The organism is Roseateles asaccharophilus, assembly GCF_004362405.1.
Lineage (GTDB): Bacteria > Pseudomonadota > Gammaproteobacteria > Burkholderiales > Burkholderiaceae_C > Kinneretia > Kinneretia asaccharophila.
Window position 1 is genome coordinate 79,338 of record NZ_SNXE01000001.1, and the last position, 15,560, is coordinate 94,897.

17 protein-coding genes are annotated in these 15,560 nt (G+C 66.3%); 3 read left to right on the forward strand and 14 right to left on the reverse strand.

Translation table 11 applies throughout. The features are described from left to right. Window positions 1-9: 9 nt before the first annotated feature. Together DFR39_RS00320 and hemE are read right to left on the reverse strand one after the other, a co-directional pair. Complete coding sequence (locus DFR39_RS00320) at window positions 10-2,097, reverse strand: primosomal protein N' (protein ID WP_133601544.1); 2,088 nt, start codon at window positions 2,095-2,097, stop codon at window positions 10-12. Between the two features lie 344 nt (window positions 2,098-2,441). Beyond that, on the reverse strand, window positions 2,442-3,539 hold the full coding sequence (hemE, locus tag DFR39_RS00325) for a uroporphyrinogen decarboxylase (protein ID WP_133601545.1): 1,098 nt from the start codon (window positions 3,537-3,539) through the stop codon (window positions 2,442-2,444). 95 nt (window positions 3,540-3,634) lie between these two features. On the opposite strand from hemE, the gene DFR39_RS00330 reads away from it, so the two are divergent. From DFR39_RS00330 to DFR39_RS00340, 3 genes are read left to right on the forward strand one after another with little or no spacing between them, the layout of a single operon-like run. Further along, complete coding sequence (locus tag DFR39_RS00330) at window positions 3,635-4,255, forward strand: LemA family protein (RefSeq protein WP_133601546.1); 621 nt, start codon at window positions 3,635-3,637, stop codon at window positions 4,253-4,255. A 7-nt stretch (window positions 4,256-4,262) separates the two neighbouring features. Continuing rightward, a complete protein-coding gene (locus DFR39_RS00335; RefSeq protein WP_133601547.1) occupies window positions 4,263-5,180 on the forward strand; it encodes a TPM domain-containing protein in 918 nt (305 codons plus the stop codon). Then, entirely contained in the window at window positions 5,180-5,695 is a 516-nt protein-coding gene (locus DFR39_RS00340; protein WP_133601548.1) for a TPM domain-containing protein, read from the forward strand. The genes DFR39_RS00335 and DFR39_RS00340 overlap by 1 nt, the downstream gene beginning before the upstream one ends. Here the strand turns inward: DFR39_RS00340 and DFR39_RS00345 are convergent. The 12 genes from DFR39_RS00345 to DFR39_RS00400 all read right to left on the reverse strand — a co-directional run bounded on the left by DFR39_RS00345 (window position 5,682) and on the right by DFR39_RS00400 (window position 15,553). Beyond that, on the reverse strand, window positions 5,682-6,569 hold the full coding sequence (locus DFR39_RS00345; RefSeq protein WP_133601549.1) for a D-hexose-6-phosphate mutarotase: 888 nt from the start codon (window positions 6,567-6,569) through the stop codon (window positions 5,682-5,684). The two genes, DFR39_RS00340 and DFR39_RS00345, sit on opposite strands and share 14 nt — an antisense overlap. A 107-nt stretch (window positions 6,570-6,676) precedes the next feature. Further along, complete coding sequence (locus DFR39_RS00350) at window positions 6,677-7,090, reverse strand: F0F1 ATP synthase subunit epsilon (protein ID WP_133601550.1); 414 nt, start codon at window positions 7,088-7,090, stop codon at window positions 6,677-6,679. A gap of 74 nt (window positions 7,091-7,164) precedes the next feature. Then, window positions 7,165-8,577, reverse strand: coding sequence for a F0F1 ATP synthase subunit beta (atpD, locus tag DFR39_RS00355; protein WP_133601551.1), 1,413 nt, complete (start codon window positions 8,575-8,577; stop codon window positions 7,165-7,167). Between the two features lie 47 nt (window positions 8,578-8,624). After that, entirely contained in the window at window positions 8,625-9,500 is an 876-nt protein-coding gene (atpG, locus tag DFR39_RS00360; RefSeq protein ID WP_133601552.1) for a F0F1 ATP synthase subunit gamma, read from the reverse strand. A gap of 55 nt (window positions 9,501-9,555) precedes the next feature. Next, entirely contained in the window at window positions 9,556-11,109 is a 1,554-nt protein-coding gene (atpA, locus tag DFR39_RS00365) for a F0F1 ATP synthase subunit alpha (RefSeq protein ID WP_133601553.1), read from the reverse strand. 84 nt (window positions 11,110-11,193) lie between these two features. Beyond that, window positions 11,194-11,727, reverse strand: a complete 534-nt coding sequence (locus DFR39_RS00370; RefSeq protein WP_133601554.1) for a F0F1 ATP synthase subunit delta — start codon at window positions 11,725-11,727, stop codon at window positions 11,194-11,196. 2 nt (window positions 11,728-11,729) lie between these two features. Next, the gene (locus DFR39_RS00375) at window positions 11,730-12,200 is read right to left on the reverse strand and encodes a F0F1 ATP synthase subunit B (RefSeq protein WP_133601555.1); all 471 of its coding nucleotides are present in this window, start codon (window positions 12,198-12,200) and stop codon (window positions 11,730-11,732) included. Between the two features lie 37 nt (window positions 12,201-12,237). Continuing rightward, window positions 12,238-12,486: a F0F1 ATP synthase subunit C gene (atpE, locus tag DFR39_RS00380; protein ID WP_058933479.1), complete on the reverse strand. Its 249-nt coding sequence runs from the start codon at window positions 12,484-12,486 to the stop codon at window positions 12,238-12,240. A 62-nt stretch (window positions 12,487-12,548) separates the two neighbouring features. Then, complete coding sequence (gene atpB, locus DFR39_RS00385) at window positions 12,549-13,418, reverse strand: F0F1 ATP synthase subunit A (protein ID WP_133601556.1); 870 nt, start codon at window positions 13,416-13,418, stop codon at window positions 12,549-12,551. A gap of 2 nt (window positions 13,419-13,420) precedes the next feature. Further along, window positions 13,421-13,972, reverse strand: a complete 552-nt coding sequence (locus DFR39_RS00390) for an ATP synthase subunit I (RefSeq protein ID WP_133601557.1) — start codon at window positions 13,970-13,972, stop codon at window positions 13,421-13,423. A 103-nt stretch (window positions 13,973-14,075) separates the two neighbouring features. Next, the gene (locus tag DFR39_RS00395; protein WP_133601558.1) at window positions 14,076-15,002 is read right to left on the reverse strand and encodes an SMP-30/gluconolactonase/LRE family protein; all 927 of its coding nucleotides are present in this window, start codon (window positions 15,000-15,002) and stop codon (window positions 14,076-14,078) included. A gap of 50 nt (window positions 15,003-15,052) precedes the next feature. Beyond that, complete coding sequence (locus DFR39_RS00400; RefSeq protein ID WP_133601559.1) at window positions 15,053-15,553, reverse strand: GNAT family N-acetyltransferase; 501 nt, start codon at window positions 15,551-15,553, stop codon at window positions 15,053-15,055. Window positions 15,554-15,560: the final 7 nt, after the last annotated feature.

Consider the following 15,560-nt stretch of genomic DNA (forward strand, 5'->3'; position numbering starts at 1 on the left):
GCAATCCGCTCAGATCGCCAGAGGGTCCACATCCACCGCCCAGCGCTGCAGGCCGCGGTGCTCGCGTTTCAAGGCATGCAGCTCGGGCATCCAGAGCCAGAGCAGGCGCTGCAAGGCGCCGCGCGTGGGCGACTCCACCAGCATCTGCAGGCGCTCCATATTCGCTACCCGCGCCACGCTCATGGGCACGGGCGGGTAGATCATCAGGTCTCGCGCCTCGGGCAGGGCCTGGGCCCAGCGCGCCGCGGCGCTGAGAAAGGCCTGGGCCGCCTCGGCCGTGCGTGCCTCGGCACGCAAGAGGGCCAGGTGTGAATAGGGCGGCAGGCCGGCGCTCTCGCGCTCGGCGAGCTGGCTGCGGGCAAAGGCCTCGAAGTCGTGCTGCAGCAGGGCGCGGTAGAGCGCATGCTCGGGATGCCAGGTCTGCACCCACATCTCGCTGCGCGCGGCCTGTTCGGCGTCGCGGCCGGCGCGGCCCGCCGCCTGCATCAGCAGGGCGAAGAGGCGCTCGGGCGCGCGGAAGTCGCTGCTGAAGAGCGCGCTGTCCGGGTTGATGGCGGCCACCAGGGTGATGCGGCGGAAGTCATGGCCCTTGGTCACCATCTGGGTGCCCACCAGAATGTCCACCTCGCCCTCGTGCACCGCCTGCAGCTGGCTCTCCAGCGTGCCCTTGAGGCGGGTGGTGTCGGCATCGATGCGGGCCACGCGCGCGCCCGGCAGGGCCGCGGCGAGTTGTTCCTCCAGCTGCTCGGTGCCGCGGCCCAGGGGGGCGACGTCCTGGTTGCCGCAGTCCGGGCATTCATGCGGCACGCGCTGGCTGAAGCCGCAGTGATGGCAGCGCAGCGTGCGGTCGGCCTTGTGGAAGACGCGGTAGGCGCTGCAGTGCGGGCATTCGCTCTTCCAGCCGCACTCCGCACAGTGCAGCACCGGCGCATAGCCGCGCCGGTTCAGGAACACCAGGCTCTGCTCGCCCGCCTCCAGGCGCTGGCGCAGCGCGGCCAGCAGGGGCGGCGAGAGCGCGGTGCTCACACCCTTGCGGCGCGGCAGCGTGTTCATGTCGAAGAGCCGCACCCGCGGCAGGGCGCCGCCACCGATGCGCCCTGGCAGGGCCAGGCGCAGATAGCGGCCGGTGTTGGCATGCTGCCAGCTCTCCAGCGAGGGCGTGGCCGAGCCCAGGATGACCGGCACCTTCTCCAGGCGCGCGCGGTAGACCGCCAGATCGCGCGCCGAGTAGCGCGCGCCGTCCTGCTGCTTGTAAGAGGGGTCGTGCTCCTCGTCCACCGCGATCAGGCCCAGCTCGGGCAGGGAGGCAAAGACAGCCAGCCGCGTGCCCAGCACCAGGCGGGCGCGCCCCAGATGGGCTTGCAGCCAGTTGCCCAGGCGCTGCGCGGGCGTGAGCGCGCTGTGCAAGGACACCATGGGCGTGCCCGCAAAGCGCTCCGCGAAGCGCGCCTCCAGCTGGGGCGTGAGATTGATCTCGGGCACCAGCACCAGCACCTGGCGGCCCTGGCTCAGCGCATGCTCGGCGGCACGCAGATAGACCTCGGTCTTGCCGCTGCCCGTCACCCCGTAAAGCAGCACCGGCGGCGGCGCGGTGTCGCCCGGCGTGAGCAGCAGCTCGTCCAGACGGGCCAGCACCAGAGCCTGGTCGGGGCTCAGCGTGGGAGGCTCGGGCCGCGGCGCGGGCTCGGGGCTGGCCTCGGCCTGCAGCTTCTTGGGCTTCTTGTCCAGCTTCTTGAGCCGGGCCTGCAGCTGCTCGGGCGAGAGCTCGCGCAGCTGGGGCGGCAGCACCGAGAGCGCCACCTCGCCGATGCTGCGCTGGTAGTAGCTGGCGGCAAACTCGACCAGCTCGCACCAGCGCTTTGAGAGCGGGGGCAGCGCGTCTAGCACCGCCAGCACCGGGCGCAGCTGGGCCTCGTCCAGCGCGGCGGCGCCCTCCTCGGACGGCCCCGGCCAGACGATGCCGGCCAGCTCGCGCCGACCCAGGGGCACGCGCACCAGGCTGCCGGGGGCGATGGGCTGCTCGCTCAGATAGTCCAGCGGCGCACTCAGACCGCTGTGCTGGGGCGCTTCCACCGCCACGCGCAGGCGCTGGCTCATCGTGGCCTCCGCTCAAGCACTGTCTGAGCTTTGAGCGCCAAGTGGCTGATCCACAAGCCTTTTCCCCATGGGGGAGATTTCTGTGGATAACTTTGTGGGTGACTTGCTAACAGTTGCAGCGCCGGCCCGGGCTGGCGCCGCGTGGCTTTGCAAGAGCCATTCCCCCCCAAAACGGTGCAATCCTTATGAATCAAGCACTTAGCCGTCCATCGGGGAAACACCGAGCGGCGCGCGGACTTTGTCCACGACCCCGCCTCGCTGGCTACAAACTGGGGATAAGTCAAGGCCTGAGTGCTTACTTACCGGGCCGTGGCCGCCGCTGAACGCCTGCGCCAGCGACCGTCTCAGACGGCGCGGCGCAGCTCGCGCGAGTAGCGGTGCACCTCGTCCACCAGCTCGGCCACGCTCTCGGGCGGCGTGAACTGGCTGATGCCATGACCCAGGTTGAAGATATGGCCGTCCCAGCCCCCATCGGCGCGCTGCGGGCGGCCAAAGCTGTCCAGCACCGCACGGGCCTGCTCGCGCACCGCAGCGGGCGGGGCGAAGAGCACATTGGGGTCCAGATTGCCCTGCAGGGCGACCTGGTGGCCCACGCGGGCGCGGGCCCGGCCCAGATTGGCGGTCCAGTCCAGCCCCACCACATCGGCGCCGGCGGCGGCGATCTCGTCCAGCCACAGAGCGCCGCCCTTGGTGAAGAGGATGGCCGGAATGCGCTGGCCCTCGTGCTCGCGCTTGAGCTGGGCCAGCACACGCCGGGAGTACTCCAGGCTGAAGCGCTGGAACATGCCATCGGCCAGCACGCCGCCCCAGCTGTCAAAGATCATCACCGCCTGGGCGCCGGCCTCGATCTGCGTGTTGAGGTAGGCAGCCACGGCATCGGCATTGATCTGCAGGATGCGGTGCATCAGGTCCGGGCGCGCGTACATCAGGCTCTTGACCTGGCGGTAGTCGTCGGAGCCGCCGCCTTCCACCATATAGCAGGCCAGGGTCCAGGGGCTGCCGGAGAAGCCGATCAGGGGCACGCGGCCATTGAGCGCGCGGCGGATGGAGGTGACGGCGTCGAACACATAGCGCAGCTTGTCCATGTCCGGCACGGCCAGCTCGGCCACGGCAGCCTCGTCACGCACGACCTTGGCAAACTTGGGGCCCTCGCCCTGGGCGAAGGACAGGCCCAGGCCCATGGCGTCGGGCACGGTGAGGATGTCGCTGAACAGGATGGCAGCATCCAGCGGGTAGCGCTCCAGGGGCTGCAGCGTGACCTCGGTGGCGTAGTCCACATTCGTGGCCAGGCCCATGAAGCTGCCGGCCTTGGCCCGCGTAGCCCGGTACTCGGGCAGGTAGCGGCCGGCCTGGCGCATCAGCCAGAGGGGCGTATGGTCGGTGGGCTGGCGCAGGCAGGCGCGCAGGAAATTGTCGTTTTGCAGCTGGGGGAAAGCGCTCATGGTCTGGCATTATCCGCTGCGTGATCGGCCCGAGTCCGCTGGCCACCAAGCCGGACAGGCCCTGGCTCATTGAGATACATCAAGGAGGAATCGCAATGCCCACACCGAAGCCGAACCGCGGCATCCTGGCCGCTCTCGTGATCAGCAGCAGCCTGATGCTGTCGGGCTGTGGCTACAACGAGTTCCAGCGCCTGGATGAACAGGTCAAGGCCAGCTGGGCCGAGGTGCTGAGCCAGTACCAGCGCCGCGCCGATCTCATTCCCAACATCGTCAACACGGTCAAGGGCGAAGCCAATTTCGAGCAGGAGACGCTCACCAAGGTGGTGGAGGCGCGCGCCAAGGCCACCAGCATCCAGGTCACGCCCGAGCTGGCCAATGACCCCGCCGCACTCAAGCAGTTCCAGGCCGCCCAAGGCGAGCTCTCGGGCGCGCTCAGCCGGCTGCTGATGGTCACGGAGAACTATCCCAACCTCAAGGCCAATCAGGGCTTCCAGGACCTGCGCGTGCAGCTGGAGGGTACGGAGAACCGCATCACCGTGGCCCGCAACCGCTACATCAAATCGGTGGCGGACTACAACGTGCTAGCGCGCAGCTTCCCGACCAACCTCACCGCCATGGTCTTCAGCTACCAGGTCAAGCCCAGCTTCGAGGTGGAGAACGAGGGCGCGATCAAGGCCGCGCCCACGGTGAGCTTCGACAAGCCGGCCTCCAAGTAAGCCCGCCATGCGGCGGCTGCTCGCCCTTCTCCTGCTGGCTCTGTGCGTCTGGCCCCTGATGGGCCGGGCCCAGGCCGAGCTGCGACCCCTGCCCGCGCTGACGGCACGGGTGATGGACAGCACCGGCACCCTCAGCCCGGTACAGCGCCAGGCCCTGGAGGACAAGCTCGCAGCCTTCGAGCGCGAGGCCGGACCGCAGATCGTGATCCTGATGCTGCCCGGCACGGCGCCGGAGGACATCACCGACTACACCCAGCGCCTGGGTGACGCCTGGAAGCTGGGCCGACGCGAGGTAGGCGACGGCCTGCTGATCGTGGTGGCCAAGGACGAGCGCAAGGTGCGCATCGCGGTGGCCAAGGCCCTGGAGGGCGCCGTGCCCGATCTGGCCGCACGCCAAATCATCCAGAACGCCATCGCGCCGGCCTTCAAGCAAGGCGACTACGCGGGCGGGTTGAACCTGGCGGTGGATCAGCTGCAGGCGCGCATCCGCGGTGAGAACCTGCCCGCCCCGGAGCCGCGTGCGGCGGGGCGGGGCGCCACGTCCGACGCTGGCCTGCAGCTCGAAGAGCTGAGCGCCCTCTTCTTCATTGCCGTGCCGGTGCTGGGCGCTCTGCTCACCGCCATGCTGGGCCGCAAGCTGGGCAGCCTGGCCACCGGCGGTGCGGCCGGGGCCGCGGGCTGGATCTTCAGCAGCAGTGTGCTGATTGCCTTGGGCGCGGGCCTGGGCGCCCTGCTGCTGGTGGGCGTGCTAGGCATCGGTGCGAGCCGCCAGCGCGCGCGCGGCAGCGGCTCGGGCGGCCATGGCGGTGGCCCGGTGATCTGGGGCGGCGGCGGGTGGAGCGGTGGCGGCGGGGGCGACGGCGGCGGATTCTCGTCCGGCGGGGGTGGTGATTTCGGGGGCGGTGGCGCCTCGGGAGACTGGTGATGCAGCACAAGGGCTTCTGGCGGCGCTTCATCGCCCACCGGCTCTGGGACGAGACCGATGCCCAGCGTGTGCTGCCGCCCGCCGCGCTGGAGCGCCTGCGCCAGCGTGTGGCGGCCAGCGAGGCCGCGCACAGTGGCGAGATCCGCCTGTGCGTGGAGGCCAGCCTGCCCCTGTCCTATCTGTGGCGCCGCGCCACAGCACGCGAGCGCGCCATCGCCATGTTCGGCAAGCTGCGGGTCTGGGACACCGAGTACAACAACGGCGTGCTGATCTACCTGCTGCTGGCCGAGCACCGCATCGAGATCGTGGCCGACCGCGGCCTGACGCGCCGCGTGCCGCCCGAGCTCTGGGAACAGATGCTGGCACAGATGCGCAGCGCCTTCAGACGCGGCGAGTTCGAGGCCGGACTGGCCGATGCGGTGGACCGCATCGGGGCCCTGCTTGACCAGCATTTCCCGTTGGCGGCGGGCACTTCCAACCCCAATGAGTTGCCGGACCGACCTACCCTGATATAGCCGGGGCCAGCAGGGTCAGGCTCTGTAAGCCCACCCAGCTCTCGCCGGGCGCCAGGCTTATCGGGTGTTCGATGGCAGCGGCTTCGACGCAGAGCATGTGCTCATAGCCCCCTGCGGGCATGTCGGCCAGTTCGGCGCATTTGGCCGCACCGGGGTTCCAGACCACGGCGTCGGCAAAGCCTTGCTGACGAATCTCCAGCCGGCGCGGCTCACCCTCACCCTGCTCGGTGAGCAGCAGGGGACTGGCCACCTGGTAGTAGATGCGGTCCAGGTCTTCCAGGCCCGGACTGCCGGGCAGCAGCAAATCGCTGCGCTGGCGTTGGGTCTGGCCGCTGACGCTGTCCAGGTAGTGCAGGCCGGCCAGGCCGGAAAGGCTGGCGTCGCCCATAGCACCCACACGCAGATAGCTGTGCAGCGCAGTGGTGAACTCGAACGCGCTCTCGCCCGTGTTCTCGCAGGCCAGCTCGAGCTCCAGGGTCTGGCCCGCCACACGCACGCTCAACTCGGCTTCGAAGCCATGGGGCCAGACCATGCGGCTCGCCGCGTCGTCCGTCAGCCGCAGCACCGCCAGGGCATCATCGTCCCCGACTTCGGCCGAGACCAGCTGCCAGGGCTTGGTCCGCGCAAAGCCATGCTTCTTGAGCGGACCGCGAGCGGCGAACTGCGGGAAGCACACGGGCACACCGCCCCGGATGGCCTGCCCGGTGGCGAAGGCGCTCTGGGGCGAGAGGTAGAGCTGTTCCTCGCCGCCGGCAGGTGTCCACGAAACGAGATGGGCACCATGCAGGAGCAAGATGGCGCGTGCGCCATCCGGCGCAAGCAGTTCCAGGGCTTCCAGGCCTTGGTAGCGGGTCAGAGCAATGGGTGTGGCCATGGCGTGGGGGCAATCGGGGCAGTATCAAAAGACAAGGCCCGCCGGACTTGCGTCTGCGGGCCTCTGGAATCTTACGGCGACGCGCGCGCCGCCGGGATTCTTGGAGATTACTTCTTGCGGAACTTGCGCAGGGCGGCGATCTGAGCGGCCATGGCGGCGAACTCGCTTTGCGCGGCGGCAAAGTCGATATCGCTCTTGGCGTTCTTCATCGCTTCCTCGGCCAGCTTCTTGGCCTCGAGCGCCTTGGCTTCGTCCAGGTCCTTGCCGCGGATCGCGGTGTCGGCCAGCACGGTCACCGTGCCGGGTTGCACCTCGAGAATGCCGCCGGCCACGAAGACGAACTCCTCGCCGCCTTGAGCCGTCTCGATGCGCACGGCACCGGGCTTGATGCGGGTGATCAGCGGCGTGTGCTGGGGCAGGATGCCCAGCTCGCCGTTTTCACCCGGCAACGCGACGAACTTGGCCTCGCCGGAGAAGATCTGCTCTTCGGCGGACACCACGTCAACATGAATGGTTGCCATGTTCAATCTTCCTTAGCGTGTGAGAAAAGAGATTCGGTCTGCGAAAGGGGCGCGCTGCCGCGCCCCGTCACGCATTACTGAATCTTCTTGGCCTTCTCAAACGCCTCGTCGATCGTGCCGACCATGTAGAAGGCCTGCTCGGGCAGGTGGTCGCACTCGCCGTTGACGATCATCTTGAAGCCGCGGATGGTTTCCTTCAGCGGCACGTACTTGCCGGGCGAGCCGGTGAAGACTTCGGCCACGTGGAAAGGCTGCGACAGGAAGCGCTGGATCTTGCGAGCGCGGGCCACGGCCAGCTTGTCCTCGGGGGACAGCTCGTCCATGCCCAGAATCGCGATGATGTCGCGCAGTTCCTTGTAGCGCTGCAGCACGGCCTGCACGGAGCGGGTGGTGCTGTAGTGCTCTTCGCCGATGACGTTCGGGTCAATCTGACGCGAGGTCGAGTCCAGCGGGTCCACGGCGGGGTAGATACCCAGAGCGGCAATGTCACGCGACAGCACGACGGTGGCGTCCAGGTGACCGAAGGTGGTCGCGGGCGACGGGTCGGTCAGGTCATCCGCAGGGACGTACACGGCCTGGATCGAGGTGATCGAACCGACCTTGGTCGAGGTGATGCGCTCCTGCAGACGGCCCATTTCTTCGGCCAGCGTCGGCTGGTAGCCCACGGCGGAAGGCATACGGCCCAGCAGCGCGGACACTTCGGTACCGGCCAGGGTGTAGCGGTAGATGTTGTCCACGAAGAACAGCACGTCACGGCCTTCGTCGCGGAAGGACTCGGCGATGGTCAGGCCGGTCAGGGCCACGCGCAGACGGTTGCCCGGCGGCTCGTTCATCTGGCCGTAGACCATGGACACCTTGGAGTCCTCGAGCTTCTCCAGGTTCACGACGCCGGAGTCGGCCATCTCGTGATAGAAGTCGTTGCCCTCACGGGTACGCTCGCCCACACCAGCGAACACCGACAGACCCGAGTGAGCCTTGGCGATGTTGTTGATGAGCTCCATCATGTTCACGGTCTTGCCGACGCCGGCGCCACCGAACAGACCCACCTTGCCGCCCTTGGCGAAGGGGCAGATCAGGTCGATCACCTTGATGCCGGTTTCGAGCAGTTCCTGCGAGGGGCTCAGCTCGTCATAGGCCGGAGCGGCGCGGTGGATGGAAGCGGTCAGGTCCTGAGCCACTTCGCCACGCTCGTCGATCGGGTTGCCCAGCACGTCCATGATGCGGCCGAGCGTTGCCTTGCCCACGGGCACCTGGATGGTGGTGCCGGTGTTGTAGACCTGGGTGCCGCGGCGCAGGCCGTCGGAAGAACCCAGAGCAATGGTGCGCACCACGCCGTCGCCCAGCTGCTGCTGGACTTCCAGCGTCAGCGCCGAGCCTTCCATCTTCAGAGCGTCGTACACCTTGGGCATCTGGTCACGCGGGAACTCCACGTCCACCACGGCGCCGATGCACTGAACGATCTTGCCCACCGATTGAGTGTTAGCCATTTTTTCGTTCCTTCAATTCCAAAACTTTGCTGCTGCTTGACGCGCGATCAGCCGATGGCGGCGGCGCCGCTCACGATCTCGCTCAGCTCCTTGGTGATCGCGGCCTGGCGGGTCTTGTTGTAGACCAGCTTCAGCTCACCGATCAGGGTGCCTGCGTTGTCGGTTGCGGCCTTCATCGCCACCATGCGGGCCGATTGCTCGGACGCCATGTTTTCCGCGACGGCCTGGTAGACCAGGGCCTCGGTGTAGCGCACCAGCAGCTCGTCGATCACGGTCGCGGCATCGGGCTCGTAGAGGTAGTCCCACGAGTGCTTGCCGGCGCCTGCGGTCTTCATGCCTTCGGTCGACAGGGGCAGCAGCTGCTGCACCACCGGCTCCTGCTTCATCGTGTTGATGAAGCGCGTGTAGCACAGGTAGACCGCCGACAACTCGCCAGCGACGTACTTGTCGAGCAGCACCTTGACCGGGCCGATCAGCTTCTCGATATGCGGTTGGTCGCCCAGCTGGATGGCCTGAGCCACCACCTTGGCGCCGATACGGTTCATGAAGCCCAGACCCTTGTTGCCGATCGCCACCACCTCGGCGCTCTGACCCGCGGCTTCCAGCTCCTTGAGCTTGCCGGTGACCGCGCGCAGCACGTTGGTGTTGAGGCCACCGCACAGACCCTTGTCCGTGGTCACGACCACGAAGCCCACCTTCTTGGCGCCTTCGTTCTGGACCAGGAAGGGGTGCTTGTACTCAGGGTTGGCCTGCGACAGGTTGGCGGCAATATTGCCGATCTTGTCGCTGTAGGGACGAGCCGCACGCATCCGGTCCTGCGCCTTGCGCATCTTGGACGCCGCGACCATCTCCATGGCCTTGGTGATCTTCTTGGTGTTCTCGACCGACTTGATCTTGCCGCGTATTTCCTTGCCTGCTGCCATGATTTCTCCTGTTAAGGCCGGGTGCTCACTTGCGCTGGCACCCGGTCATGGTTGCTTAGGCGAAGGACTTCTTGAACGCGGTGATCGCAGCGTTCAGCTCGGCTTCGGCATCCTTGTCCATGGCCTTGTCGGCTTCCAGCTTGGCCAGCAGAGCGGCGTGGCTGGTCTTCAGGAACTGATGCAGGCCGTGCTCGAAAGCCAGGACCTTCTTCACTTCGATGTCGTCAAGGAAACCCTTGTTGGCAGCGTAGAGCGAAGCGCCCATCAGGCTGATCGACAGCGGCGAGTACTGAGCCTGCTTGAGCAGCTCGGTCACGCGGGCGCCACGGTCCAGCTGCTTGCGGGTCGCGGCATCCAGGTCGGAAGCGAACTGCGCGAAGGCAGCCAGCTCACGGTACTGGGCCAGGTCGGTACGGATACCGCCGGACAGCGACTTGATCAGCTTGGTCTGGGCAGCGCCACCGACGCGCGACACCGAAATACCGGCGTTGATCGCGGGACGGATGCCGGCGTTGAACAGGTTGGTTTCCAGGAAGATCTGACCGTCGGTGATCGAGATCACGTTGGTCGGAACGAAGGCGGACACGTCACCGGCCTGGGTTTCAATGATGGGCAGGGCGGTCAGCGAACCGGTCTTGCCCTTCACTTCACCCTTGGTGAAGGCTTCCACGTAGTCGGCGTTCACGCGAGCGGCGCGCTCCAGCAGACGGCTGTGGAGATAGAACACGTCGCCGGGGAAGGCTTCGCGGCCCGGGGGACGACGCAGCAGCAGCGAGACCTGGCGGTAAGCCACGGCCTGCTTGGACAGATCGTCATAGACGATCAGGGCGTCTTGACCGCGGTCGCGGAAGTATTCGCCCATCGTGCAGCCGGAGTAGGCCGACACGTACTGCATGGCAGCGGACTCAGAGGCGCTGGCGGCCACGACGATGGTGTACTCCATCGCGCCGGCGGCTTCCAGGGCGCGCACCACGTTCTTGATCGACGAAGCCTTCTGGCCGATCGCGACGTAGATGCAGGTCATGTTCTGACCCTTCTGGTTGATGATCGCGTCGATCGCCACGGCGGTCTTGCCGGTCTGGCGGTCGCCGATGATCAGCTCGCGCTGACCACGGCCGACGGGCACCATGGAGTCAATCGACTTCAGACCGGTCTGCACCGGCTGGTCCACCGACTTACGGGCGATCACGCCCGGAGCGACCTTCTCGATCACGTCCGTCATCTTGGCGTTGATCGGGCCCTTGCCGTCGATGGGCTGACCCAGGGCGTTCACCACGCGGCCGATCAGCTCGGGGCCGACCGGCACTTCCAGGATGCGGCCCGTGCACTTGACGGTGTCGCCTTCGGAGATGTGCTCGTAGGCACCCAGAATCACGGCGCCGACGGAGTCGCGCTCGAGGTTCAGGGCCAGGCCGAAGGAGGGCTGACCATCGGCGCCAGCCGGGAACTCCAGCATTTCGCCTTGCATCACCTCGGACAGGCCGTGGATGCGCACGATACCGTCGGACACGGACACCACGGTGCCCTGGTTACGGACGTCCGTCGATGCACCGAGCCCTTCGATACGGCTCTTGATCAGTTCGGAAATTTCAGCAGGATTCAGTTGCATTGCTTGCTCCCATCTGGTCTAGCGTCTGTTACCAGAGCGCGGGGTGACACAGGGGTGATTCGTTCAGTGTCGTCGCGCTTGTCGTCAAGCGGTGAGCGCCACCTTCATGCGTTCCAGGCGGGCCTTGACCGAGGTGTCCAGCACCTCGTCGCCGACCACCACGCGGATACCGCCGATCAGTGAAGGCTCCAGCTGAACATGAGCTTCGAGCTTGCGGCCGAAGCGCTTCTCCAGAGACGCCACCACCTCGGCCAGCTGAGCCGGCTCGATGGGGTAGGCGCTGTAGATGTGCGCATCGGCCACGCCGGCCGCGGCATTGGCCAGGGCATGGAATTGCCCGACCACCGCCGGCAGCGCTGCCAGACGCCCGTTCTCGATCACCGCACGCAGAAAGTTCTGCACCCCGTCGGCCAGGGGCAGCTTGGCAGCGGCCGCGATGACGTCGAACACCTGTTGCGAGGTGATCTTGGGGTTGTCGGCAAACGAGCGCAGCTCGGCATCCTGGGCCACCAGGGCCAGCGCGTCGAGCTGCTGACCCCAGGCCTTCACGTCATGCTTGGCCGCGACCTGGAAGAGCGCTTCGGCATAGGGCCGGGCAATGGTTGCGAGCTCAGCCATGATTACAGCTCCGTCTTCAGACGGCCCAGCAGCTCTGCATGAACGGAGGCATTGACCTCCTTTTGCAGGATCTGCTCGGCGCCCTTGACGGCCAGCGAGGCGACCTGCTCGCGCAGGGCTTCACGGGCACGCACGGACTGCTGCTCGGCCTCGGCCTTGGCGGCGGCGATGATCTTGGCAGCCTCTTCGTTGGCCTTGCCACGAGCCTCGTCCACGATAGCGGCGGCACGCTTCTCCGCGTCGGACAGCAGCTTGGCGGTCTCGTTGCGGGTGGCGGCCAGTTGCTCGTCGACGCGCTTGTTGGCCGAAGCCAGCTCGGACTTGGCCTTGTCGGCCGCGGCCAGGCCGTCAGCGATCTTCTGTGCACGCTCGTCCAGCGCCTTGGTGATGGGCGGCCACACGAAGCGCATGGTGAACCACACCAGGATCGCGAAGACGATCGCCTGGATGAACAGTGTTGCGTTGATATTCACGGCACGATCCTTTCAGTCGTGAAAGGTCCGGCGGAAATTAGCGCAGAACGAAGGGATTGGCGAAGGCGAACAGCAGAGCGATAGCCACACCGATCAGGAAGGCAGCGTCGATCAGACCGGCCAGAATGAACATCTTGGTCTGCAGTTCGTTCATCAGCTCGGGCTGGCGAGCGGAAGACTCCAGGAACTTGCCGCCCATCAGCGCGATGCCGATGGAAGCGCCGATGGCGCCCAGACCAACGATGATGCCGCAAGCCAGTGCCACGAGGCCGAGGATGTTTTCCATTGTTTGCTCCTAGAGGAAAAAGAGAGAAAGGAAAGGAAGGAAAGAACTACTAACTCGCCGGATCAGTGCGCGTCGTGCGCCTGCCCGATATAGATCAGCGTCAGCATCATGAAGATGAAGGCCTGCAGCGTGATCACCAGAATGTGGAACAGCGTCCACACCGTACCGGCAATGATGTGGCCGATGGCCAGACCAATGCCCGTAGCCGTCATCGCGAACGCGCCACCCATCAGCGCGATCAGCATGAACACCAGTTCGCCGGCAAACATATTGCCGAACAGTCGCATGCCGTGAGAGACCGTCTTGGCGACGAACTCGATCACCTGCATGGCGAAATTGAAGGGCCACAGGGCCGGATGGGCACCGAAGGGCGCGGAGATCAGCTCATGGCCCCAACCACCCAGACCCTTGATCTTGATGTTGTAGTAGAAGCACATCAGCAGCACGGCAGTGGACAGGCCCAGGGTGGTGGACAGGTCGGCGGTGGGAACCACACGCATATAGTCCTTGAAGCCCATGGCCGGGCCGGCGCTGTGCCAAATCGAGGGGATCAGATCCACCGGCAGCATGTCCATGGCGTTCATCAGGAAAATCCAGACGAACACGGTCAGGGCCAGAGGCGAGACCAGCTTGCGGCTCTGGGCGTTGTGGATCACGCCCTTGGCCTGGTTCTCGACCATCTCGGACAGGATCTCGACAGCGGCCTGGAAGCGGCCCGGCACACCCGAAGTGGCCTTGCGTGCGGCGCGCCACAGCAAGAAGCAGCCCAGAGCACCCAGAACCACCGAGAAGAACACGGAGTCCAGATTGAACAGGCTGAAGTCGACGATGCTCGTCTGCTTGACGCTCTCGAACGAGAAGTTCTTCTGCAGGTGTTGCAGGTGGTGAGTGATGTACTCACCAGCGCTGGGCGCGTGACCTTCGGCTGCCATGTTCAGTTTCCGTCGCTAATTTTCTTGATTCGACCCTGCATCAGCAGAGCCAGCCAATTAACCTTCAGGCTCACGATCATGGTCAGCAGCAGAGCCGGCCAACTCAGATCACTCGCCCTCATGGCCACTGCCACCAGGATGGCAATGACCAGCACTATCTTGATCAACTCCCAGAACATCAGCGAGAGCAGGGCCGCTCCCGCATGACCTACCGGTCGTCTGCTGGTGCCCCAGGCCATCAAGGCATTGGGCACCACCACCGCGATCACGCCATACAGCGCAGACCACGCTTTGCCGCCCTCCTGCGTGAACAACCACCAGAGCGCGGCACAGAACACCCCCGCAGCAGCCTGAGCCGCCACCACTCGCCAAGGCGAGAGCGGAGGAATCCTGGCTCGCAAGGCCTGCGCTTCTTCTCGCGTCAGGGCCTTGAAAGCCACTTCGTCGGCCGCATCTCCCTGGCTCGCGTCATCCCAGTCGGGCTGCGCATCCAGTCGTCCGGCGCGCGTCTCTTTTGGGTTCACGTTTGCTTGGGGGCGGTCGGCAAAACCCAAAGATTATATGTGGAAACCCGCAATAGCCTGACAAGGCCCGGCAGGGAGCACGGGCGAAATCCCGACAGCGCCCGCAGCCCCCAGGCAAATCGCCCCTTGCAAGTCAGAGGCGGGCCGCGGCTATCGGCAGACCGGGCACCACCACTCGCAGCCTCAGCACCGCCCCCGCCCAAGGCTGCGCGGCCAACTCCTCGGCCGGCCGCCCCTCCCTGGCCGTGGTGATGTAGAGCGTGCGCATATCGTCGTCGCCAAAAGCCGGCATGGTGGGGCAACGCACCGGCAGGTCCACGCGCTCAAGCAAGGCGCCGTCGGGCGACAGGCGCAGCAGGCATTGCCCCTCGAACATGGCCACCCAGTAGCAACCCTCGATGTCCACGGCGGCGCCGTCGGGGCGACCGCCATAGTCCTGCAGGGACTGCCCGGCAGCGCGCGGCTCGAAGCGCGCAAAGCACTGGCGCGGCCCGACTTCTCCGCTGAGGACGTCAAAGGGCAGGCTGTAGATCTCATGCGCCTTGGTATCGCTCCAGTACATCCGGCGCTGATCGGGGCTGAAGGCCAGACCGTTGGAGGTCACGATGCCCGAGCCCATTTCAGTGAAACGCCCGTCGGCGTAGCGATAGAGCGCGGATGCCGGCGCGCGGGCGTCATCGATGGTGCCCACCCAGAAGCGCCCCTGCGCATCCACCTTGCCATCGTTGAAGCGCTGCCGGCTCTCGTCATAAGGGGGCGGCGCCAGGCGCTCGTGAGCACCGCTGCGTGTATCCAGGCGCCACAGACCATTGCGCTGCGCGACCAGCAGGCCGCCATCCTCCAGCCGGGCAATGCACCCGGGCTGGCTGTCCAGCTGCCAGTGCCGGCTTTCGCCGCTGCGCACATCCACGCACCAGACCTGGCGCTCGGCGATGTCCACATAGTAGAGACAGCCCTCCTGGGCGTGCCACAGCGGCGACTCCCCCAGGCTGGCGCGATGGGGGCTGATGCATTCAAGGCTCTCGGGCGAGGCAGACAGAGTGGGAATGGGGGCGCTCATGCCCGCATGCTAGCCCCGGAACCGGCCGTAACCGGTGCCAGGGTGGCAACTCAAACCAGATCGACCTTCAGGTAATGCGCCCCGGGGATGGGGTTGAAGTAGAAGGGCGGCACCTCGACAAAGCCCAGGCTTTCATAAAGCCCGCGTGCCGCCTCCATATCGTCCAGGGTGTCGAGCAACATGGCCGAGTAGCCGGCCTCGGTGGCCCTGTCCATCAGGGCCTGGGCCAGGCTGCGCCCCAGGCCGAAGCGCCGGAAGGCCGGCCGCACATAGAGCCGCTTCATTTCGCAGGCATTGGCGTAATCCGCATCGGGCAGGGGCCGGAAGGCGCCGCAACCGGCCACCGCCCCATCCACCAGGGCCAGCAGCATCAAGCCGCCCGGCGCCTGGTAGTCGCCGGGCAGGCCCTGCAACTCGGCCTCAAAGCCCTGGAAACCCAGATTCACCGCCAGGCTCTGGCTGTACTCGCGCAGAATGCTGCGCGTGGCGGACCACCCCTCCTCATCCGCGGGGCTGATCAGCTCGATGCTCGGTGGGCTGCTGCTGGACATCGGCACG